18 protein-coding genes and 2 riboswitches are annotated in these 21,982 nt (G+C 72.0%); of the genes, 12 read left to right on the top strand and 6 right to left on the bottom strand.

Features of this window, described 5'->3' with window-relative positions; genetic code table 11:
* Positions 1-65 precede the first annotated feature (65 nt).
* From ABUW04_RS39020 to ABUW04_RS39005, 4 genes are all read left to right on the top strand, one after another.
* Positions 66-539, top strand: a complete 474-nt coding sequence (locus tag ABUW04_RS39020; RefSeq protein WP_030266489.1) for a bifunctional nuclease family protein — start codon at positions 66-68, stop codon at positions 537-539.
* 198 nt (positions 540-737) lie between these two features.
* A complete protein-coding gene (locus ABUW04_RS39015; RefSeq protein ID WP_084715501.1) occupies positions 738-1,430 on the top strand; it encodes a MerR family transcriptional regulator in 693 nt (230 codons plus the stop codon).
* 59 nt (positions 1,431-1,489) lie between these two features.
* On the top strand, positions 1,490-2,191 hold the full coding sequence (locus ABUW04_RS39010) for a SanA/YdcF family protein (protein ID WP_380569020.1): 702 nt from the start codon (positions 1,490-1,492) through the stop codon (positions 2,189-2,191).
* A gap of 176 nt (positions 2,192-2,367) precedes the next feature.
* Entirely contained in the window at positions 2,368-3,885 is a 1,518-nt protein-coding gene (locus ABUW04_RS39005; protein ID WP_380569019.1) for a DNA polymerase IV, read from the top strand.
* A 7-nt stretch (positions 3,886-3,892) separates the two neighbouring features.
* On the opposite strand, the gene ABUW04_RS39000 is transcribed toward ABUW04_RS39005, so the two are convergent.
* Positions 3,893-5,173 (bottom strand): PRC and DUF2382 domain-containing protein, encoded by a 1,281-nt coding sequence (locus tag ABUW04_RS39000; protein WP_380569018.1) that lies wholly within the window; start codon positions 5,171-5,173, stop codon positions 3,893-3,895.
* 159 nt (positions 5,174-5,332) lie between these two features.
* Positions 5,333-5,424: riboswitch (glycine riboswitch) on the top strand.
* Positions 5,425-5,528, top strand: a riboswitch (glycine riboswitch).
* A 53-nt stretch (positions 5,529-5,581) separates the two neighbouring features.
* Here ABUW04_RS39000 and gcvP point away from each other — a divergent pair.
* Complete coding sequence (gcvP, locus tag ABUW04_RS38995; protein WP_380569016.1) at positions 5,582-8,458, top strand: aminomethyl-transferring glycine dehydrogenase; 2,877 nt, start codon at positions 5,582-5,584, stop codon at positions 8,456-8,458.
* Positions 8,459-8,549: 91 nt separating this feature from the next.
* Here gcvP and ABUW04_RS38990 read toward each other — a convergent pair whose 3' ends face one another.
* A complete protein-coding gene (locus ABUW04_RS38990; RefSeq protein ID WP_380569015.1) occupies positions 8,550-8,741 on the bottom strand; it encodes a DUF5999 family protein in 192 nt (63 codons plus the stop codon).
* 253 nt (positions 8,742-8,994) lie between these two features.
* Positions 8,995-9,576, bottom strand: a complete 582-nt coding sequence (locus tag ABUW04_RS38985; RefSeq protein WP_232242827.1) for a hypothetical protein — start codon at positions 9,574-9,576, stop codon at positions 8,995-8,997.
* A 382-nt stretch (positions 9,577-9,958) separates the two neighbouring features.
* On the opposite strand from ABUW04_RS38985, the gene ABUW04_RS38980 reads away from it, so the two are divergent.
* From ABUW04_RS38980 to ABUW04_RS38965, 4 genes are all read left to right on the top strand, one after another.
* Positions 9,959-11,485, top strand: coding sequence for a glutamate--cysteine ligase family protein (locus tag ABUW04_RS38980; RefSeq protein WP_030266464.1), 1,527 nt, complete (start codon positions 9,959-9,961; stop codon positions 11,483-11,485).
* Between the two features lie 193 nt (positions 11,486-11,678).
* The gene (locus tag ABUW04_RS38975) at positions 11,679-12,458 is read left to right on the top strand and encodes a CPBP family intramembrane glutamic endopeptidase (protein ID WP_380569013.1); all 780 of its coding nucleotides are present in this window, start codon (positions 11,679-11,681) and stop codon (positions 12,456-12,458) included.
* Between the two features lie 89 nt (positions 12,459-12,547).
* A complete protein-coding gene (locus ABUW04_RS38970) occupies positions 12,548-13,105 on the top strand; it encodes a hypothetical protein (protein ID WP_380569012.1) in 558 nt (185 codons plus the stop codon).
* Positions 13,106-13,322: 217 nt separating this feature from the next.
* Entirely contained in the window at positions 13,323-14,846 is a 1,524-nt protein-coding gene (locus ABUW04_RS38965; protein WP_380569011.1) for a hydrolase, read from the top strand.
* Between the two features lie 61 nt (positions 14,847-14,907).
* On the opposite strand, the gene ABUW04_RS38960 is transcribed toward ABUW04_RS38965, so the two are convergent.
* The gene (locus tag ABUW04_RS38960; protein WP_030266452.1) at positions 14,908-15,591 is read right to left on the bottom strand and encodes a response regulator; all 684 of its coding nucleotides are present in this window, start codon (positions 15,589-15,591) and stop codon (positions 14,908-14,910) included.
* A 24-nt stretch (positions 15,592-15,615) separates the two neighbouring features.
* Positions 15,616-16,941 carry a sensor histidine kinase gene (locus ABUW04_RS38955; protein WP_380569009.1) on the bottom strand — a complete coding sequence of 442 codons (1,326 nt, stop codon included), beginning with the start codon at positions 16,939-16,941 and terminating at the stop codon, positions 15,616-15,618.
* A gap of 231 nt (positions 16,942-17,172) precedes the next feature.
* Between ABUW04_RS38955 and ABUW04_RS38950 the strand changes: the two genes are divergently transcribed.
* The 3 genes from ABUW04_RS38950 (at position 17,173) to ABUW04_RS38940 (ending at position 21,040) form a co-directional block, all read left to right on the top strand.
* Positions 17,173-17,871 (top strand): ABC transporter ATP-binding protein, encoded by a 699-nt coding sequence (locus ABUW04_RS38950; RefSeq protein ID WP_380569008.1) that lies wholly within the window; start codon positions 17,173-17,175, stop codon positions 17,869-17,871.
* Positions 17,868-20,267: an FtsX-like permease family protein gene (locus tag ABUW04_RS38945; RefSeq protein ID WP_380569007.1), complete on the top strand. Its 2,400-nt coding sequence runs from the start codon at positions 17,868-17,870 to the stop codon at positions 20,265-20,267. Before ABUW04_RS38950 ends, ABUW04_RS38945 begins: the two co-directional genes overlap by 4 nt.
* A gap of 98 nt (positions 20,268-20,365) precedes the next feature.
* Entirely contained in the window at positions 20,366-21,040 is a 675-nt protein-coding gene (locus ABUW04_RS38940) for a PadR family transcriptional regulator (RefSeq protein WP_380524914.1), read from the top strand.
* Positions 21,041-21,057: 17 nt separating this feature from the next.
* Here the strand turns inward: ABUW04_RS38940 and ABUW04_RS38935 are convergent, their stop codons facing one another.
* A complete protein-coding gene (locus tag ABUW04_RS38935) occupies positions 21,058-21,687 on the bottom strand; it encodes an HAD domain-containing protein (protein WP_380524916.1) in 630 nt (209 codons plus the stop codon).
* Between the last annotated feature and the right edge of the window lie 295 nt (positions 21,688-21,982).

Raw genomic sequence — 21,982 nt, 5'->3', positions numbered from 1 at the left:
TCCGACCCCCCTCCGAAACCAATCAGAACTGGAGTATCGGGGCGGTGCGCCCTAGGGTTGCGAGTGTGAACGAGCTAGACGTCGTGGGTGTCAGGGTGGAGATGCCGTCGAACCAGCCGATCGTGCTGCTGCGCGAGGTCGGGGGCGACCGGTACCTCCCCATCTGGATCGGACCGGGGGAGGCCACGGCCATCGCCTTCGCGCAGCAGGGGATGACCCCGGTGCGCCCGCTCACGCACGACCTCTTCCGCAATGTGCTGGAGGCGGTGGGCCAGCAGCTCACCGAGGTGCGGATCACCGATCTCCGCGAGGGGGTCTTCTACGCCGAGCTGGTCTTCGCGAGCGGCGTGGAGGTCAGTGCGCGTCCCTCGGACGCCATAGCGCTGGCACTGCGGACCGGTGCGCCGATCTACGGCAGCGACGGCGTGCTGGACGAGGCCGGGATCGCCATCCCGGACGAGCAGGAGGACGAGGTCGAACGGTTCCGGGAGTTCCTGGACCAGATCTCGCCCGAGGACTTCGGCAGCAGCAGCCAGTAGCCTGCAGCGCGCAACTGAGACCCCCTACCCGCAGTCAGGACACGCCAAACCACTCATCGGGGCGACATCACCCGCCATGCCCAGCGTGGCGATCGTTGACGCACGTCGGCCAACTGCCTACCGTCGGTTGTGGACGTCCTGGGTGCACCACCTTGCCCTCAGCGGCGGATCCGGAGGACAAGTGGAACGGAGGGCCGTGTGAGCAGCACCGGTGACGGCACGGCCGCAGGTGGTTCCTGTCCGCTCCACCCGGCGAGACACGCCCCGCAGCGGTCGATGCGGGCGGCGCGTGGCGGCTGGGAGGCCCTTCCGGCCGTCGTCCCGCAGCAGGGCGGTGCCGGGCCCGAGGGGCCCGGTCACGCGGCGGACGGACCGGAGGAGACCGCCGACCCGGCCTCCGGGCTGATCGGCTACCGCGGCCCCACCGCGTGCGCGGCGGCCGGCATCACCTACCGCCAGTTGGACTACTGGGCCAGGACCGGGCTGGTCGAGCCCAGCGTCCGGGCCGCGCAGGGTTCCGGCACCCAGCGGCTCTACGACTTCCGCGACGTGCTGCTGCTGAAGGTGGTCAAGCGGCTGCTGGACGCCGGCGTCTCGCTGCAGAGCATCCGTGCCGCGGTGGAGCACCTGCGGACCTGCGGGATCGCCGACCTGTCCGGGATCACGCTGATGAGCGACGGCGCCTCGGTGTACCAGTGCACCTCGCCGAACCAGCTGGTGGAGCTGCTCCAGGGCGGTCAGGGCGTCTTCGGCATCGCCCTGGGCGCGGTCTGGCGCGAGCTGGAGGGCTCGCTGGGCCGGCTGCACGGCGAACGCGCCGACACCGGGGAGACCCTGGTCGGCTTCGACCCCGGCGACGAGCTGGCACGACGGCGCAACCGCGCGGGCTGACCGCGCGTCCGCAGTGATCAGAGCCCCGGGGAGGGGCTCGGGGAGCTGTGGGGTGGCGGATGGCGCTGGGACGGTTGCGGAAGCGGTCGCGGTCGGGGCTGCGGGCAACGGCACGGGCGCTGCGGACCAGGCGCGGGCAGCGCTGGGCCTTTCGGATCGTGGCGGCCGCGGTGTTGTTGGCGCTGCTGCCGTCGGCCTGGCTCTACGTCGTGGAGGGGCAGCGGCTGCGCACCGTCGCCGACGCCCCGTCCGAGCCGGTCGCGGTGGTCTTCGGGGCGGGGCTCGACCAGGGCGTCCCCTCGCCCTACCTGGCGCACCGGCTGGACGCGGCGCTGGCCCTCTACCGGGCCGGGAAGGTGCAGGCGCTGCTGGTCACCGGCGACAACGGGCGCACCGACTACGACGAGCCGGACGCGATGCGGACCTACCTGCTGCGGCACGGGGTCCCGGCCGACCGGGTGGTCCGCGACTACGCTGGGTTCGACACCTGGGACTCCTGCAGCCGGGCCCACCGGATCTTCGGGGTGGACCGGGCCCTGCTGGTCACCCAGGGCTTCCACGTCCGCCGCGCGCTCAGCATGTGCCGTGCGGCAGGCATCGACGCCTACGGGATCGCCGTGGACGAACCGCACGACGCCACCTGGTACTACGGCGGGGTCCGGGAGCTGCCTGCGGCGGGGGAGGCGGTGCTGGACGCGGTGCTGAAGCCGGCGCCTTCGTTGCTCGGGCCGAAGGTCACGGCGTTGGCGCGGTGGCGTTGAGGGGTTCTCGGGTGCGGGTCGTGCATGGTCTGTCGCGCAGTTCCCCGCGCCCCTGAGGTTGTGCAACTGAGCCAGTTGCAGCCCCCTAGGGGCGCGGGGAACTGCGCGACAAACCATCTACGGCCCGCAGGCAAGATCAACGCTCCGTTGTCAGTGGTGTCGGCGACGATAGGAGCATGCGGTCCGTGCCATCGATCCTGCACCTCGACATGGACGCCTTCTTCGCCGCGGTGGAGCAGGCGTCCAAGCCGAGCCTGCGCGGAAAGCCGGTGGTGGTCGGCGGGCTCGGCGGCCGCGGGGTCGTCGCCACCGCCTCCTACGAGGCGCGGGTCTTCGGGGTGCACTCGGCGATGCCGATGGCGCAGGCGCGCCGCCGCGCGCCCAACGCCGCCTACCTCATCCCCAGGTTCGAGCTCTACCGCCAGGTCAGCGATCTGGTGATGGCCCTGCTGAGGGAGCTGTCCCCGCTGGTGGAGCCGCTGAGCCTGGACGAGGCCTTCGTGGACCTGGAGGCCGGCCCCTACGGCGAGCTGCTGCGCGAGGGCTCGGTCGAGGAGGGCGTCGAACTGGTCCGCGCCCTGGGCGAGGACCTGCGTGCCGACATCCTGGCCGCGGTCGGCCTGACCGCCTCGGTCGGGCTCTCCGGCACCAAGTTCCTGGCGAAGATCGCCTCCGAGCAGGCCAAGCCGGACGGACTGGTGCTGATCGAGCCGGGCCGCGAGCGGGAGATACTCGATCCGCTGCCGGTGCGGGCGCTGCCCGGGGTGGGTCCGGCGACGGCGGAGACGCTGCGCAGGCTGGGGCTGACCCAGGTGTCCCAGATCGCGGCCACGCCCGAGGACGAACTGGTGCGGCTGCTGGGGCGGGCCCACGGGGCCGGTGTGCACGCGCTGGCGCTGGGGCGGGACGAGCGCGCGGTGGTGGCGGAGCGGGATGCCAAGTCGGTGTCGGTGGAGGACACCTTCGAGGTGGACCTCGGCGACCGGGAGCTGATCCGGGCCGAGCTGGACCGGCTGGCCGACCGCTGTGTGCGGCGGCTGCGCGCGGCGGCCCGTTCCGGGCGGACCGTGGTGATCAAGGTGCGGTTGTTCGACTTCACCACGCTGACCCGGTCCGAGACGCTGCCGTCGCCCACCGACGACCCGCTGGTGATCTCGGCGATCGCCCGGCGGCTGCTGGAGCAGGTCGAACTGACCGGCGGAGTAAGGCTGCTGGGCGTCGGCGTGTCCGGTCTCGCGGACTTCACCCAGGAGGACCTGTTCGCCCAGGCCGAGCGGGAGGCGGCCGAGGCCGCGGCGGCGGGCTACCCCGACGGCGGTTCGGAGCAGGATCCGGAGACGGCTCACCAGGCGGAGGCCGCCTACGGGGGCCCCGGCGAGCCGCGGGCGTTCCACCCGGGTTCGAGCGGCGGAGAGCGCTCGTCGCTCCCCGGGGGATCGGAGCACCCGGGCGGCGTCGGCACGCTGCTCACCGTGCGGCGCTGGATGCCGGGCCAGGACGTCCGGCACGCCGAGCTCGGCCACGGCTGGGTCCAGGGCAGCGGGGTGGGCCGGGTGACGGTGCGCTTCGAGACGCCCTGGGGCGAGCGGGGGCCGGTGCGCACCTTCTCGGTCGACGACCCGGAACTGGAGAAGGCCGACCCGCTGCCACTGGTGCGCGGATCGGCCCTCGCCGACGGGACTGCCGAGGTCTGAGCGGGCGTCAGGCGCCGATGGCGTGGCCCGGGAGGTCGGGACGGCCGGGCGCGGGCGGCGGCGTGGACGGGGCGGCGGTCGGGGCCTGACCCACCGGCGCCTGGCCGGGGGCTTGCCCGCCGCCGGGCACCGGGGTCGGTCCGGCCGGGCGGGTGCTGTCCTGCACCTGGATGTGCTCCCGGTGCAGCTCGTCCCGGACGATCTCCTCCTCGGTGAACCGCTCGGTGACCAGGCGGATCCGCTCGACCGGGACGACCGCCTTGCGGACCACCACCCGCTGCTCGTGGAGGGTGACCTCCTCGGTGCTCTCGGTGATCTCCTGGTCCGTCAGCTGGGCGCGCTCGTCGGCGCCGACCGGGACCCGCTCGACCCGGATCCGCTCGCGGATCACCGGGACCCGGCGCTCCACCTGCTCGGCCGTCACGTACTTGCGCAGCCGGGCCTTGCCGAGGACGCGCCACTCGGTGGAGATGTCCAGCCGCTCCTCGCGGCAGACGAACTCGATCGGCTCCGGGACGCCGGCCTGGGCGGCGCGGGTCGCGGCCGCCGCGGTGCCCGGCAGCGGACCGGTGAGCGGGTCCGGCTGGTCGGCGCGCTGGTCCGTCTTCTGCAGCGACGGGGCCGGCTCGGCGGGGACCGAGGGCCGGGCCGCGGCGGCACCGGCCGCACCGGTCGCTGCGGCGGTCGGCGGGACCGAGGCGGTCTGGGCCGGCGGCGGGGCCATGAACGCGGCGGTGCGGCTGGTGTCGGCGGTGGGGGTGGACCCGGTCGCCGTGGTGGTGGCCGCGGCGGCTGCGGCGGCCGTCACCACCGGCATGGCCTGCGTGGCCGCGGGCGCGGCGGGGGGCACGACCGGAGAGGCCGGAGCAGTGGGAGTCGCCGGGGCGGTGGGAGCCGCAGCCGCGGGGGCCGGGTCCTTGGCGCCGCCGGAACCGGAGCCGGAGCCGCTGCCCGAACCACTGCCGCTGCCGCCACCGGGGACCTCCAGGCCGTAGTAGCGGTAGAGCTGTAGTTCCTGCTCCGGCGAGAGGTGCTGGCCCACGCCGAAGTCCGGGGAGTCCTTCACCTGGGACTTGTCGTAGGGGATCCGCAGCTCGTCGCTGACGAACTCGCTGGTGGCCAGCGGCACGAAGGCGTCCCGACCGAACAGCCCGGTGCGGACCGCGGCCCACTCCGGCTTGCCCGTCGCGTCGTCGAGGTACACCTCGTCCACGGTGCCGATCTTGTCGCCGTTGCGGTCAACGGCCTTGTGGCCGATCAGGTCCCTGGGGTCGATCTCGGTCTGCACGGGCGCGTCCACTCCTCGCGGCGGAAAGATGACATATGCGATCAACTCATACGAAAAGGCATAAAGATCGATTTGTCGAATGCCTACCGCCGTTACGGGTGTGTCACTGCTCCATTCGATGCACCCGGGGATCACGCTGATAGGCTGACGGCGACCGGTCGAGTGCGCGCGGGAGAGACCGTGCACCTCTGCGGCGCCGAAGGAGCAACTCCTCCCCGGAAACTCTCAGGCATCCGTACCGCGCGCGCGAGGTCACTCTGGAAAGCGGGGCCCGTCCGTGAGGGTCCACACCGACGGTGAAAGCCGGCTGTCCCTGGCCGGTGAAGCTCTCAGGTTCCATGACAGAGGGGGAGGTCGTCCCGGCACGCCCATCGTGCCAACCGGGTCCGACCAGGAGGCTCTCCCGCCATGACGTCCCCCTTCCACGAGCGGCCCTTCGAGCAGCGCCATATCGGTCCCGACGCCGACGCGCAGGCCAAGATGCTGGCCCAGGTCGGCTACAGCAGCCTGGACGAGCTCACCTCCGCCGCCGTCCCCGCGGCGATCCGCAGCCTGGAGGCGCTGGACCTGCCGGGTGCCCGCTCCGAGGCCGAGGTGCTGGCCGAGCTGCGGGCGCTGGCCGGCCGCAACCAGGTGCTGCGCCCGATGATCGGCCTGGGCTACCACGGCACCTTCACCCCGCCGGTGATCCTGCGCAACGTGCTGGAGAACCCCTCCTGGTACACCGCCTACACCCCCTACCAGCCGGAGATCTCCCAGGGCCGGCTGGAGGCGCTGATCAACTTCCAGACCGTGGTGTCCGACCTCACCGGGCTGCCCACCTCGGGCGCCTCGCTGCTGGACGAGGGCACCGCCGCCGCCGAGGCCGTGGCGCTGGCCCGCCGGGTCGGCAAGGTCAAGGGCGGCGTCTTCGTCATCGACGCCGACGCCCTGCCGCAGACCATCGCGGTGATCCGGACCCGCTGCGAGCCCACCGGCGTGGAGACCGTGGTCGCCGACCTCAGCGAGGGCATTCCGGCGGAGGTCGCCGAGCGCGGCGTCTTCGGCGTGCTGCTGCAGTACCCGGGCGCCTCGGGGGCCGTCCGCGACCTGGCGCCGGTGATCGAGCAGGCCCACGGTCTGGGCGCGGTCGTAGCTGTCGCCGCCGACCTGCTGGCGCTGACCCTGATCGCCTCGCCCGGCTCGCTCGGCGCCGACATCGCCATCGGCACCACCCAGCGCTTCGGCGTCCCGATGGGCTTCGGCGGCCCGCACGCCGGCTACATGTCGGTGCGCGCCGAGTACGCCCGCAGCCTGCCCGGACGCCTGGTCGGCGTCTCCGTCGACGCCGACGGCAACCGCGCCTACCGGCTGGCGCTGCAGACCCGCGAGCAGCACATCCGCCGCGAGAAGGCCACCAGCAACATCTGCACCGCGCAGGTGCTGCTCGCCGTGATGGCGTCGATGTACGCGGTCTACCACGGCCCGGACGGGCTGAAGGAGATCGCGCTGCGCACCCACCGCTACGCCGCCGCGCTGGCGCAGGGTCTGCAGCAGGGCGGCGTGGAGATCCTGCACGACGCGTTCTTCGACACCGTCACCGCGCGGGTCCCCGGCCGCGCCGCCGAGGTCGTCGACTCGGCCCGGCTGGCCGGGGTGAACCTGCGTCAGGTCGACGCCGACACGGTCGGCATCAGCTGCGACGAGACCACCACCGCGGCCGATCTGGCCGGGGTCTGGACCGCCTTCGGCGTGCACGCCGCCGCGGGTGACCTGGAGGCGCTGAACTCGGCCGCCGGCGAGGTGCTGTCCGGCTCGCTGCTGCGCACCGACGACTACCTGACCCACCCGGTGTTCCACGGCCACCGCTCCGAGACCGGCATGCTGCGCTACCTGCGCAGGCTCGCCGACAAGGACTACGCGCTCGACCGGGGCATGATCCCGCTGGGCTCCTGCACCATGAAGCTCAACGCCACCACCGAGATGGAGGCGATCACCTGGCCGGAGTTCGCCGACGTCCACCCCTTCGCCCCCGAGCACCAGGCCGCCGGGTACCTGACGCTGATCCACGAGTTGGAGGACCGGCTCGCCGAGCTCACCGGCTACGACAAGGTCAGCCTGCAGCCCAACGCCGGGTCGCAGGGCGAGCTGGCCGGGCTGCTCGCGGTCCGTGCCTACCACCGCGCCAACGGCGACACCGGCCGTGACGTCTGCCTGATCCCCTCCTCCGCGCACGGAACCAACGCCGCCAGCGCGGTGATGGCCGGGATGCGGGTGGTGGTCGTGAAGACCCTGGTCGACGGGGACGTCGACGTCGAGGACCTGACCGCCAAGATCGAGCAGCACCGGGACCGGCTCGCGGTGCTGATGGTCACCTACCCGTCCACCCACGGCGTGTTCGAGGAGAACATCGCCGACATCTGCGCGGCCGTGCACGACGCCGGCGGCCAGGTGTACGTCGACGGCGCCAACCTCAACGCCATGGTGGGCCTGGCCAAGCCGGGGCGGTTCGGCGGCGACGTCTCGCACCTGAACCTGCACAAGACCTTCTGCATCCCGCACGGCGGCGGCGGCCCCGGCGTGGGTCCGGTCGCGGTGCGCTCGCACCTGGCGCCGTACCTGCCGAACCACCCGCTGCAGCCCTCGGCGGGTCCGGAGACCGGCGTCGGCCCGATCTCGGCGGCGCCCTGGGGCTCGGCGGCGATCCTGCCGATCTCCTGGTCCTACGTCCGGCTGATGGGCGGCGAGGGGCTGAAGCGGGCCACCCAGGTCGCGGTGCTCAGCGCCAACTACATCGCCAAGCGGCTGGCGCCGTACTACCCGGTGCTCTACACCGGCCCGGCCGGGCTGGTCGCGCACGAGTGCATCATCGACCTGCGGCCGCTGGCCAAGGCCGCCGGGGTGAGCGTGGACGACGTCGCCAAGCGGCTGATCGACTACGGCTTCCACGCGCCGACGATGTCGTTCCCGGTGGCCGGGACGCTGATGATCGAGCCCACCGAGAGCGAGGACCTGGGCGAGATCGACCGCTTCTGCGAGGCGATGATCGCCATCCGCGGGGAGATCGACAAGGTCGGCGCCGGGGACTGGCCGGTCGGGGACAACCCGCTGGCCAACGCACCGCACACGGCCGCGGTGCTGGCGGCGGGGGAGTGGGAGCACCCGTACACCCGTCAGGAGGCGGTGTTCCCGGGCGGGTTGAACCCGGCGGAGAAGTACTGGCCGCCGGTGCGTCGGATCGACGGGGCGTTCGGGGACCGGAACCTGGTGTGCTCGTGCCCTCCGCTTGAGGACTACGAGGGATAGCACGGACATAAGGGGCGCGGGGAACTGCGCGACCGGCCATGCACCAAGGTGCACCCGCCGGCGGACAGTTCCCCGCGCCCCTTCGTGCGTTCTATGCCGCTGCGGCGAGGCTTCGGTGGGGGGCGATCACCCGGCCGTCGGGGAGGATCTCGCCGGTGTCCTCGAACAGGAGGACCCCGTTGCACAGCAGGCTCCAGCCCTGCTCGGGGTAGCTGGCCACGACGACGGCGGCCTCGCGGTCGGTGGAGTCGGCCGACGGGCACTCAGGACGGTGCTGGCACATAGCTCGTACCCTCGATTCGCAGTTGCTGGTCACCGCGCGGTCCGCTTCGGAAGGTGTGAACCGCCTGCTTCCCGGGTAGAAGCTGAAGCCGCCCGCGCTGGTTCCCAGTGTCGACGGACGGGGACGCTCCCGCAGCCATTTGGTGACATGCGTCACCGGACTCGGGTACGGACCACCCTTTCGGACGCCGGGACGCACCGAAGTGACCATGCTCGGCATGGTCACTTCGGGTGAGAGGCGGGGGAGTCGGTACTCAGGTGGTCACGGTGAGCAACCGACTGCCGCCGAGGGAGAGCAGCGACAGCAGCTCGTCCGCGTCGTGCGGCAGGTGCGCGGTCACCCCGAGCGGCGCGGGGGCCAGCGGGATCAGTACGTCGGCGCTCTGTGCCCGGTCGAGCACCGGGTGCAGCCAGAGCGCCGTCATGTAGTGGCCGGGCACGGAGAGCAACCGGGGCAGGAACACGGTCGGTGACCCCGCGGTGTGCTTCTGGGCCTGCCGCAGCGCCCGCAGGGTGGCCAGCGGGTACGGGCCGCCGGCGAAGTGCGAGAAGGTGTGCCCTCCCTCCGCGACGCGGGTCTCGGCCGCCGCCACGACCTCCTCGCCGTCCATGACCAGGAAGCGCCAGCCGGTGCGCGTGGTCTCGGCCAGGGCGTCGGCGCTGGGCGTCGCCACCGTCGCGGTCGCCGGATCGAGGAGGTGCACCGGGAGTGCGTGGGAGGCCACGAGGACGCCGCCACGGCGGCGTCCGGCAGTGCTGTGCAGCGCGCGGACCGTGGTCGGGGAGTCGATCGCGGCGCGGACGGCTCGCAGGGCGGCGGCGGGGGGCTGGGGCATCGTCAGTGGCATGAGGGATCGCCTCTCAAGGCAGAGACAGGCGGAGCGGGGGACGTACGGCGGAACCTTCGGTGCGGAGGGGAGGGCGCCGGGCTCCGGGAGTGCTTCAGACGCTGTAGCGGTGATTCGATCGTGTGCTCGATGCGGACGAGCGGTTCGGACGAGCTTGCGGACAGAGGCATTCGTACTCACCCGTGGGGGCGATTCTATACGAACGGATGCGCGCCGTGACTCTTCTACTACCCACCGTGTGTGGCCGCAAGGCGGGTTCGAGAACGTTCGTACACACAAGGTGAGGTTGGCACATGCCCCGTCTGCGGGCTATCGATCTCCAGGCTGGGCATGATGCCTGCGCTGACGCCGACCGAGGAGGACACCGCGCATGGGGGAGAAGGTCGCCGCCGCCGGCTCTGATCTGGCGGACCGCCAGCTCTACCGGAGGAAGCTCCGACAGTGCCTGGAGGCACTGGAACTGATGCTGGGTGAGCGGCGCTTCGACCGTCCGAGAGCGGTGATGGGCCTGGAGATCGAGCTCAACCTGGCCGACGAGTCCGGGCACCCGGCGATGCTGAACGAGCAGGTGCTGGCGGCCATCGCCAGCGGCGACTTCCAGACCGAGCTGGGCCGCTTCAATATCGAGGTCAACATCGCCCCGCACCGGCTCGGCGGCCGGGTGCTGGAGACCCTGCGCGAGGAGATCGACACCGGGCTGCGCTACGCCGACCGCAAGGCGGCCGAGGTCGGGGCGCGGATCGTCACCGTCGGCATCCTGCCCACCCTGACCAGCGACCACGCGGTGCTGGACAACATGTCCAGGGGCGACCGCTACCAGCTGCTCAACGACCGGATCCTGGCCGCCCGGGGGGAGGACATCGCCCTGGACATCGACGGGGTGGAGCGGATGCGGGTGGACTCGGTCTCCATCGTCGCCGAGGCCGCCTGCACCTCGCTGCAACTGCACCTGCAGGTCACCCCGGACCGCTTCGCCGCGGTCTGGAACGCCGCCCAGGCGCTGGCCGGGCCGCAGGTGGCGCTCGGGGCCAACTCGCCGTTCCTGTTCGAGCGGGAGCTGTGGCGGGAGACCCGGCCGATCCTCTTCGAACAGGCCTGCGACACCCGTCCGGCGGAACTCAAGGTCCAGGGCGTGCGGCCGATCACCTGGTTCGGCGAGCGCTGGATCGACTCGCCGCTGGACCTGTTCGAGGAGAACCTGCGCTACTTCCCCTCGCTGCTGCCGATCTGCGACGACGAGGACCCGCTGAAGGTGCTGACCGCCGGCGGCATCCCGGCGCTGCGCGAGCTGAGGCTGCACAACGGCACCATCTACCGCTGGAACCGGCCCGTCTACGACGTCGCCGAGGGAGTACCGCATCTGCGGGTGGAGAACCGGGCCCTGCCCGCCGGTCCGACGGTGGTGGACACCCTCGCCAATGCGGCCTTCTACTACGGACTGGTACGTGCTCTCGCGGACCAGCCGCGGCCGGTGTGGAACCGGCTCCCCTTCGCGCTGGCCGCGGAGAACTTCCACCAGGCGGCCCGGTACGGCCTGGACGCCGCGCAGTGGTGGCCGCGCGGCGGACGCTTCGGGGCACGCGGACCGGCCGTGCGCGCCGGGGGCGGGGTGTCCCAGGTGCCGGTGCGGGAACTGGTCCGCGAGGAGCTGCTGCCGCTGGCCGGGCAGGGGCTGGACGCCTGGGGCCTGGAACCGGTGGACCGGGACCGCTACCTGGGGATCATCGAGGACCGCTGCCGGACCGGGATGAACGGGGCGGCCTGGCAGAGCGCCGTCTTCCACGACCTGCGGGACCGCGGCGGGCTGGACCGCAGGACCGCGCTGGAGCGGATGACGCTGCGTTACATGGAGCTGATGCGGCTGGGCGAGCCGGTGCACACCTGGCCGGTGCGCTGACGGCGGCAGGCTCAGTCCGCTGTGCGATGATCGTCCGAATCGACCGTTCAGCCAGCGCCCGCGTGGGAGACGACACCCCGTGACCACTCCGCTTCGCCTCGTAGAGCTCGCCCGCATGAGGATCGCCGGCTGGGGGTCGCACGGGGATGCCGGGGGGCTCCCCCCGGGGGGTTGGAGCAACGGCGAGGACAGCATGCCGACCCAGCTGCCCGCGCCGGTCAGGCTGACCCGCCGGCTGATGGGGCTGGAACTGCTCACCGTGCTGGGGCTGTCGCTGGGCGCCAGCGGGGTCAGCGCACTGATCAGCTTCATCGGGTCGCTGACCGCGCCGGCCGCGCTCAACACCCAGACCGCGACCCTCAACGGTTCACTGGCCCCGGGGCGTCCCTGGCTGGACCTCAGCTGGCAGCTGTTCGACATCGCCACCCCGCTGGTGCCGGTGGTGCTGGTCGGCTACCTGCTGCTGCGCGAGGGCGCGTCGCTGCGCTCGCTGGGCTTCGACCTCACCCGGCCCGGCTGGGACTTCGGCCGCGGGGTGCTGATCGCCGCCGGCATCGGCGGCTCCGGACTGCTGCTCTACCTGGGCGCGCGGGCGGCCGGCTTCAACCTCACGGTGATCCCCAGCTCGCTGCCGGACGTCTGGTGGCGCATCCCGGTGCTCATCCTCTCCGCCGCGCAGAACGCGGTGGTGGAGGAGGTGATCGTGATCGGGTACATGATCCGCAGGCTGAGCATGCTGGGCTGGTCCTGGCCCGCGATCGTCGCCGCCAGCGCGCTGCTGCGCGGGTCGTACCACCTCTACCAGGGGGTGGGCGGCTTCGTCGGGAACGTGGTGATGGGCGTGATCTTCTGCCTGCTCTACCGGCGCTGGCGCCGGGTCGCGCCGCTGGCGATCGCGCACACGCTGATCGACACGGTGGCGTTCGTCGGGTACGTGCTGCTGGCCGGGCACGTGAGCTGGCTGCCTACCTGAGGCGCACTGCCGTACCTGTTCGCTGACGGCTCATCGCCGCTCGGGTCAGAAGTCTTGGCCAGGCCTTGTAATCATGTAATGGTGATTTCATGACTGGTAGCGGCAAGACCGGGGAGTCGGTGGCGGCGTGGTTCGCCGAGCGACTGCCCGAGGGGCTGTTCGAGGAGGCGCCGGAGATCCAGGCCGACCGTGAGGAGATCACGGTGGTGGGCCGGATCCCGGCAGGGGAGTCCGCGGAGCGGGCGGTGGGCGAGTTCCGGGAGCGGACCCGGGGCGAGCGGATGAAGGTGGCCAAGGAGGCCGAGCGGCGCTACGGGCGCAAGGTCTCCTGGGGCGTGCTGCACGGGGACCAGCGGGTGATGTTCACCCACCTCGCCGTGCCGGCGATGACTCGGCTGCGGCAGCCCGAGCGCCAGGTGCTGGACACCCTGGTGGCCGCGGGCGTGGCCCGCAGCCGCAGCGATGCGCTGGCCTGGTGCGTCCGCCAGGTCGGTGCCAACGCCGACTCCTGGCTCGGTGACCTGCGGGACGCCCTGCGGCACGTCCGCGAGGTGCGCGAACAGGGACCCGATGCGGCGGGATCCGGCGCGGCGGGACCCGACGCGGCGCCGGAGGCCGAGGCTCCGACGGACACTCAGGCGGAGTGAGACCAGGCGCACCGATCGAGCCGCCGGCGCTGTCAGCGCCGGCGGCTTTCCTGTGGATTCGGGCAGGCGTCAAGCTGCGACCTGCGATGTCATGAGATCGTCAAGAATCTTTAACCCACGAGACCTATCCACCGTCGGGTCTACGCGCGAATACTCCGAGTCTACGCGCGGATACCCCTGTCCGACGCGTCGTCAACTCCAATCGGAGGAAGCACTCATGACGGGTGTTGGTAAGGACCGGCGGCTGGTCGCCGTGTTCGCCGCAGCGATCACGATCGGTGCCGGACTGGTGGGCGTCACCGTGGTCGCCCCCACCGCGCACGCGGCCACCAAGTACAACGTGCTGTTCGACGACGGCCACGCGGAGACCGCGGGCAACGCCGACTGGATCATCAGCACCAGCATGCCCGACCCGCTGGCCCAGAACAGCAGCCCGTCCGTCGAGACCGACTGGACCGGGGCCCTCTCCAGCTGGGGCGTCGCCCTGCAGAAGACCGGCTCCTACAGCCTCAAGACCACCACCAGCGCGCTGACCTACGGCACCAGCGCCTCCCTGGACCTCAGCAACTTCAACGAGGTCGTCATCGACGAGCCGAACACGCTGTTCACCGCCGCGGAGAAGACCGCGCTGATGAACTTCGTGAAGAACGGCGGCGGTCTGTTCCTGATCTCCGACCACACCGGCAGCGACCGTAACAACGACGGCTACGACTCCCCGGCGATCATCAACGACCTGATGACCAACAACACCGTGGACAGCACCGACCCCTTCGGCTTCTCGGTCGACCTGCTGAACATCGCCTCGGGCACGCCCAAGGCCATCAGCGACTCCACCAACCCGGTGCTGAACGGCAGCTTCGGCACGGTCACCGGCAGCGACTTCTACAACGGCACCACCTTCACGCTCACCCCGGCCGACAACTCCGCGGTCAAGGGCCTGCTCTACCGCAGTGGCTACAGCGGTAACACCGGCGCCTTCTTCGTCACCAGCGGCTTCGGCTCCGGCAAGGTCGCCATCTGGGGCGACAGTTCGGACGTCGACGACGGCACCGGCCAGTCGGGCAACACCCTGTACGACGGCTGGAACGACACCACCGCCACCAACGCCGCCCTCGCGCTGAACGCCACCGCCTGGCTCGCCGGCGCGAGCGGCTCCACCTCCACCGCCTCGGCGAGTGCCTCGGCCAGCGCCTCCGCGAGCACGTCGGCCAGTGCCAGTGCCAGTGCCTCGGCCAGCGCCTCCCCCACCTCGACCGGTAGTTGCGCCTCCAGCCAGCTGCTCGGCAACCCCGGCTTCGAGACCGGCTCCGCCTCGCCTTGGACCGCCAGCACCAGCAGCAACATCTACAGCGGCACCAAGGAGCCGGCCCGCACCGGAAGTTACGACGCCTGGCTGGACGGCTACGGAACGACCACCACCAACACGCTGTCCCAGTCGGTGACCCTGCCCAGCGGCTGCTCCAGCTACGCGCTCAGCTTCTACCTGCACATCGACACCGCGGAGACCACCACCAGCACGGCCTACGACACCCTGAAGGTGCAACTGCTGAACAGCTCCGGCACGGTGCTCTCCACCCTGGCCACCTACTCCAACCTGAACGCCGCCTCCGGCTACACCCAGCGCAGCTTCAGCCTGGCCTCCTACGCCGGACAGACGGTCACCCTGAAGTTCACCGGTGCCGAGGACAGCGTCGACCAGACCTCGTTCGTCCTGGACGACACCGCCCTCAACGTCGGCTGATCCCGGTCGGCGCGGGCCGTGCCCCCCGGGGGCGGCCCCGCGCCGGAACCCCAGACAGGACCTAGGCGTCGGTCGTCGCGGCGCCGGGGGAGATCAGGCCGGTCTCGTAGGCCAGGACCACGGCCTGGACCCGGTCGCGCAGGCCCAACTTGGAGAGGATCCGGGCCACATGGGTCTTCACCGTGGTGGCGCTGAGAGTGAGCCGGTCGGCCAGTTCGGCGTTGCTGAGGCCGGTGGCCAGCAGTCGCAGCACCTCCAGCTCACGGGGTGTCAGTTCGGACAGGTCGCGGTGCCGGGTCGCCTTGACCTCGTCCCGGGGTGCGAAGCGCTCGATCAGCCGGCGGGTGATGGTCGGGGCGAGCAGGGCGTCGCCGGAGCGGACCAGGCGGACCGAGGCGACCAGGTGCTCGGGGGTGACGTCCTTGAGCAGGAAGCCGCTGGCGCCGGCGGTCAGCGCCGCGTAGACGTAGTGGTCCAGGTCGTAGGTGGTGAGGATGAGGACCCTGGTCCCGTCCGATCCACCGGCCATGATCTGCCGGGTGGCCTCCAGGCCGTCCAGTTCGGGCATCCGGATGTCCATCAGGACCACGTCCGGCCGGGTGCGCCGGACCGCGGCGACGGCGTCCGCGCCGTTTGCGGCCTCGGCCACCACTTCGATCCCGTCGGCCGCCAGGATCATCCCGAAGCCGGTGCGGACCAGCGCCTGGTCGTCGGCGATGACGGCGCGCAGGGGCGGTTGGGTCACGCGGTGCTCCTCATCCGGTGTGCCTCATGCCGTGCTCGAAGGGGTGTGTTCCAAGGGGATGCGGGCCTCCACCCGGAAGCCGCCGTTGATCGTACGCCCTGCGTCAAGCGTGCCGCCGTAGACGGCGAGCCGTTCGCGCAGGCCGAGCAGGCCGCGGCTGTTTCCGGTCAGCGACTGGAACCCCGGGGTGCCGCCGGTGTCGACCACCTCGATCTCCAGCACCCCGGCGGAGTGCCCGATGGTGACCGAGGAGGCCGCGCCGACGGCGTGCTTGATGGTGTTGGTCAGCGCCTCCTGGACCACCCGATAGGCCGTCAGATCGATTCCGGACAGCAGTGGTTCGGGCGGCAGCGACACCGAGACCGAGACCGGCGTCCCGGCTGCGCGGACCCGGTCGACCAGCGGGGTGAGCTGGCCCAGGCCCGGCTGCGGCACCAGCTCCTCCGCGGTGGGACGGCCGTCCCTGAGGTCCTTCGGCCGGCCGCCGGTGCCCGAGGCCGCCAACAGGCCCATGACGTGCCGGAGTTCGGCCATCGCCGCGCGCCCCCCGGCCTCGACGGCGAGCATCGCCTCCTTGGCCATCTCCGGGGAGGTGTCCAACACGGTTCGGGCCGCTCCGGCCTGAATGACCATCACGCTGACGTTGTGGGTGACCACGTCGTGCAGCTCGCCGGCGATCCGGGAGCGCTCCTCCTCTACGGCCTGGCGCATCGCCGTCTCCTGGGCCTGCTGGATCTCGGCGATCCGGAGCTGGGTGGCGGCCACCCGGGCCCGCCAGAACCGGGCGGTGCCACCGATCAGACCGAGGACCAGCATCAGGATGAGCATCGGCGGCACGGCCGTGTCCGCGTTCTGGAACATGGTGGTCGCCAGCAGCGCGGCCAGCAGGAGACTGCCCAGCACCGGGATCTGGTTGCGGCTGTGCAGGACCGCCGCGCAGATGGCGATCCCGCTGATCAGCAGGGTGACCACGACCGGCAGGAAGTAGTCGCTGCGCAGGGCGATCAGCACCACCCAGAAGGCGACCAGCGGGTACCGGCGCCGCGCCGCCAGGGCCAGGGCGGCCACCGCGCCGGCCAGGTAGTGGTGCCAGTCCGGGGTGAGCGGGACGGCGGTCAGGTCCACCGGCTGCGGCGGGACCGGAGCCGTCGGTGGGAACGGATACGCGGTGACCGGCCCCTGCCAGGTGATCACGGCGTGGCGCATGGAGAGCAGCACGAGGACGGTGAGCAGAACCGCGAACACCGCGTCGGCCCGCAGGGACCAGCGCGGCAGCCGGACGGCCTGCCCCTCGGGACGCAGTACGGTGCGCAGATATCGGCGCAGGTCGCGCCCTCCTACCAGTTCCATGGGGCCATTCTGCGGCCGCTCCGGCCGCGGGCGCATCCGTCTTGCTGATCACCCCGGACGCCGGGGGAAGTACATCGCAGGGATGACCCCGGGCGGAGTCGTCCGAGCGGCCGACGAAAGGTCGCTTCGACGGCCGACGCGGCCCGACTGCCCACGCTCCTAACGTCGTTGCCGCCGGGGGAGAGCCGCGGCGACGACAACACGGACGAGACGACAGGGACGGGCCCGGCAATGGCGAATGTGATCGAACTGGAAGGCGTGGTCAAGCGTTACGACAGCGCCGGCGCACCGGCGCTGGGTCCGGTGACGCTGACCGTCGCCGAGGGAGAGGCAGTGGCGGTGACCGGTCCCTCGGGCAGCGGCAAGTCGACCCTGCTGAACCTGATCGCGGGGCTGGACCGGCCTTCCGAGGGCCGGGTGTCCGTCGGCGGGCTGCAGATCGACGGACTCGGCGAGAAGGCGCTGGCACGCTTCCGCCGCGAGCGGATCGGGATGGTGTTCCAGTTCTTCAACCTGCTGGACGACCTGACGGTGCGGGACAACATCCTGCTCCCGGCCCAACTCGCGGGCAGCGCACGGGGGAAGGCCGCCACCAGGGCGGCCGAGCTGATGGGCGTGCTGGGTATCGCCAAGCACGCCGACGCCTACCCGGGCCGGCTGTCCGGCGGCGAGCGGCAGCGGGTCGCGGTGGCCAGGGCGCTGGTCAACCGCCCGGCCCTGCTGCTCGCGGACGAGCCGACCGGGGCGCTGGACACCGCGTCGGGGCACGAGGTGCGGCAGTTGCTGGTCGATCTGCACCGCAGCGGCCAGACCGTGGTCCTGGTCACCCACGACCTGCTTCTCGCCGAGGCCTGCGCCGAGCGGACGATCCAGCTGGTGGACGGGCACGTCGCGGTGGACCGCAGCAGGAACGCGGAGGTCGTCCGATGAGCGCCGGGTGGATGCGGCGGGGCCGCAGCGGCAGCGGAGGCGGGCGGATCAGGCTGGGCCGGGTCGGCCGGCGGCGGGTGCAGACCATCGTGATGACCCTGTCCGTACTGATGGCGGTGGCCTCGGCGGTGGTCGCCGGGTCGCTGATGGCGAGCGCCTCGGCACCGTTCGACACCGCCTTCGCCCGGCAGCACGGAGCGCAGCTGACCGCGCAGTTCGACGAGGGCCGGGCGACGGCCGAACAGATCGCGGCCACCGGGCGGCTGGCCGGGGTGACCGCGAGCTCGGGCCCGTACCAGGTGGCGCAGATCGACCCGCCCGGTCCGGACGGCGCCGACCTGCAGCAGACCGAGACCGTCGTCGGCCGGGCCACGGCCGGTGGCGGCGTCGACGACGTCACCCTGCGGTCGGGGCGCTGGGCGTCCAGGCCGGGGGAGATCGTGCTCTCCACGGACGCCAACTCGGTGGGGCCGGACACCAGGCTCGGCACCACGCTGAAGACCTCCGGTGCGGCCGACAGCCCCACCCTGACCGTGGTCGGCCTGGCCTCGTCGGTCACCGACAGCGCGGACGGCTGGGTGGTCCCCGCCGAGATCGACGCGCTGCGCACGGCCGGTGCGGCGACCAGCGCGCAGATGCTCTACCGCTTCAGCTCCGCGGCGACCACCGCCGAGGTGAACGCGGACCGGGCCGCGATCGCGGCGGCCCTGCCCAAGGGCGCGATGGTGAGCGCACAGTCCTACCTGGACGTGAAGCTGGCGGCCGACGAGAACACCGCGCTGTTCGTGCCGGTGATGCTGGCCTTCGGGGTGCTCGGCCTGCTGATGTCGGTGATCATCATCGCCAGCGTGGTCAGCGGGGCGGTGGGCGCGCAGATCCGCAGGATCGGCATCCTGAAGTCGATCGGGCTGACGCCGGGTCAGGTGGTCCGGGCCTATCTGGCGCAGGCGCTGATCCCGTCCAGCGTGGGCGCGGTGATCGGGGTGGTGCTCGGCAATGTGCTGGCGATGCCGCTGATGGGCGACACCGCGCAGATGTACGGGGGCAGTGCCTCCGCGGTGACCTGGTGGATCGACCTGGCCGTGCCGGCCGCCGCGCTGGTCCTGGTCGCCGTGGCGGCGCTGGTGCCGGCCCTGCGGGCGGGCCGGCTGCGCACGGTCGAGGCGCTCGCGGTGGGACGCGCGCCGCGCACCGGCCGGGGGCGCTGGGCGCAGCGCCTCGCGGCCCGGCTGCCGCTGCCCAGGGCGGTGACGCTGGGACTGGCCGCGCCCTTCGCCCGACCGGTCCGCTCGGCGGCGCTGCTGGCCGCGGTGGTGTTCGGGACCACGGCGGCGACCTTCGCCATCGGGCTGACCTCGTCCGCCAGCGCGGTGACCACCGCGCGGCACCCGCAGGGCAGCATCCCGGTCTCGGTGTTCCTCGGCGGTGACGGACCGGCGCCGGTCGCCGCGGGCGGCAGCGCTCCGGCGCAGGCGGACCCGGCGAAGGTGCGTGCGGCCATCCTGGCCCAGTCGGGCACCGCGGCGGCCATCGGGCAGAGCCAGGGGACCGTCAGCGTGGCCGGCGGCACCGGGACGATCCGGGTCCGGCTCTACCAGGGGCCGTCCTCCGCCGAGGCGTTCGCCCTCATCTCCGGCCGCTGGTTCGACGGCCCCGGGGAGATCGTGGTGCCCACGCACTTCCTGACCACCACCGGTACGAAGGTCGGCGACACCGTCACCCTGGTCGACCAGGGCGTGCAGGTGCCGGTGCGGATCGTCGGCGAGGACTTCGACCCGGGCAACGCCGGGCTGACCATCAACACCGACATGGCCACCCTGGCCGGGGCCCAGCCCGGGCTGCACCCGGTCTTCTACGACGTGGTGCTCAAGCCGGGCACCGATGTCGCGGCCTACACCAGCGGGCTCCGCACCGCCCTGCAGTCCAGCGGCGTGCAGGTCGAGGCGAACGAGACGGAGCACGTGAGCCCGGTCGTGGTGGCCTTCGACGCGATGTCGGTGCTGCTGACCCTGATGCTGGTCTCGGTGGCCGGGCTCGGGGTGCTCAACTCGGTGGTCCTGGACACCCGGGAGCGGGTGCACGACCTGGGGGTGTGCAAGGCGGTCGGGATGACGCCCGGTCAGACCGTGGCTCAGGTGCTGTCCTCGGTGGTGGGGGCGGGGCTGGTCGGTGCCGCGCTCGGTGTCCCGATCGGGCTGGCGCTGCACGACTACATCATCCCGGTGATGATGCGGACCGCGGGCAGTGGTACCCCGTCGCAGATCGAGGACGTCTACGGACTGCTGGAGCTGGTCCTGCTGGGCGTGGGCGGGGTGGCCGTCGCGGTGTGCGGGGCGATGCTCCCGGCCGGCTGGGCGGCGAAGGCCCGGACCGCCACGGCGCTGCGGACCGAGTAGAAGATCTTGAGATTCGGCCTTGCCGAACGACTACTACCGATATATCGTTGAGGCATCGAGACCACTCGATAGAAGTCGTTCATGAAAGGACGAAGATCATGCGTACAGGAAATCCATTCGAAGAAGGCGCGCAGCCCGAAGGCCGACCCGGCCGGGGCGGGCGCGGAGAACACGGTCACCGGGGGCGCGGTCCGCGCGCCGAGTTCCGTCAGGCGTTCGGCGGGTTCGGCCCGCCCCCCGGAGGTCCCGGCTTCGGTCCGGGACCGTTCGGACCCGGTTTCGGCCCCTTCCGGGGCGGAGGCCCCGGTGGGCGCGGCGGCCGTCACGGCGGCCGGGCCCGGCGCGGCGACGTCCGCGCATCGCTGCTGGCCCTGCTGAAGGACCGGCCGATGCACGGCTACGAGATGATCCGCGAGATCGCGGAGCGCTCGGGCGGCAGCTGGAAGCCCAGCCCCGGATCGGTCTACCCCACCCTCCAGATGCTGGAGGAGGAGGGACTGATCAGCAGCGAGGAGACCGGCGGCAAGAAGCTGTTCCAGCTCACCGACACGGGTCGGGCCGAGGCCGACAACGGCCCGGAGGCCCCGTGGGAGGAGGCCGGGCAGGGCGAGCACTGGCAGATCGTCAGGGAGTTCGGCCAGGCCGGCGGCGCGGTGCAGGACGCACTGCGGCAGGTGGTGCTCACCGGCAGCCCCGAGCAGCGCACCAAGGCGCTCGCGGTGCTGGCCGACGCCCGCAAGAAGCTCTATCTGATCCTCGCCGAGGAGGCGTGACCCGGTGACCGTCCCCTTCACACCAGGGGGCGGATCGGGGGTTCGCGCAACAGCCGGTCCACATGGGAGCGGCGCAGACCCTGGCCCGGGTCGACCGGCAGTAACAGCCGGTCGACCCGGGCCTCGCTGTCCCGCAGCACGGTGTCCGGGATGAGGTCGTCGACCCAGGCGAAGGGCCGGCCCGCGGCGTGCCGCACGATCGGCAGCCAGTCGCCGCCCGCCCGTCGGCCCACCGGTACGAACGGCAGCTCGGGCAGTTGCAGCAGCGGCGCGATGCAGAGATTGGCGTAGGCCTCCCAGGTGCTGGCCCAGACGAGCTGGTAGACCTCGGCGAGTTCGCGCAGCCAGGTACCGTGCCGGGCGGATATCAGCACCGTGCTGCCCTGGATCCGGTAGATCGTGAAGTCGCCCTCGGGGCGCGGGCAGACCGGGTTGAGCACGCCGTCGACGTCCAGGTACAGCAGCGGCTTGTCGGTGCGGGCCGGTCCGCCGGCCGGGGAACGGCCGGCGCGGCGCGGCGCTGGTAGGGGATCGATGGAGGGCTCCGGGAACGGCGGCGGCGCGGCACGGGTGTGGCCGTTGTGGTGTCCGACGTGTCGCGGACGGCGGTGGTTGCGGTCGATCGGGGGCGCGGAGGGTCCTCGCACGCCTGGTCGTGCAACCGCGCGCCGGATGGCGAATGGCGGCGCGTAGGGTGGCGGACCTGTGGAACAGGGCAGTTGGGGGGCGGTCCCGGAGGCCGGGACTCCGGCTGCGGGTCAGCTGAAGCTGGGTGTTCGCTGTGGGACGATCGTATCTGTGGGTTGACTCCTGCTCACGCTGCGCAGCAGACTGCGACGTGGCGACCGGCAGCCGGCCGCTGCTTCTTCTGCCCCGTCCCTGCTGACGATGTGGTGGACCACGTGTTCCCTGACCTCTATGGTGCCGAAGACGTTCACAGCG

The sequence above is a fragment of the Streptacidiphilus jeojiensis genome (genome assembly GCF_042510965.1).
GTDB classification, from domain to species: Bacteria; Actinomycetota; Actinomycetes; order Streptomycetales; family Streptomycetaceae; genus Streptacidiphilus; species Streptacidiphilus jeojiensis.
The sequence above is the reverse complement of the archived record's forward strand: the minus strand, read 5'-3'. Positions and strand labels throughout refer to the sequence as shown.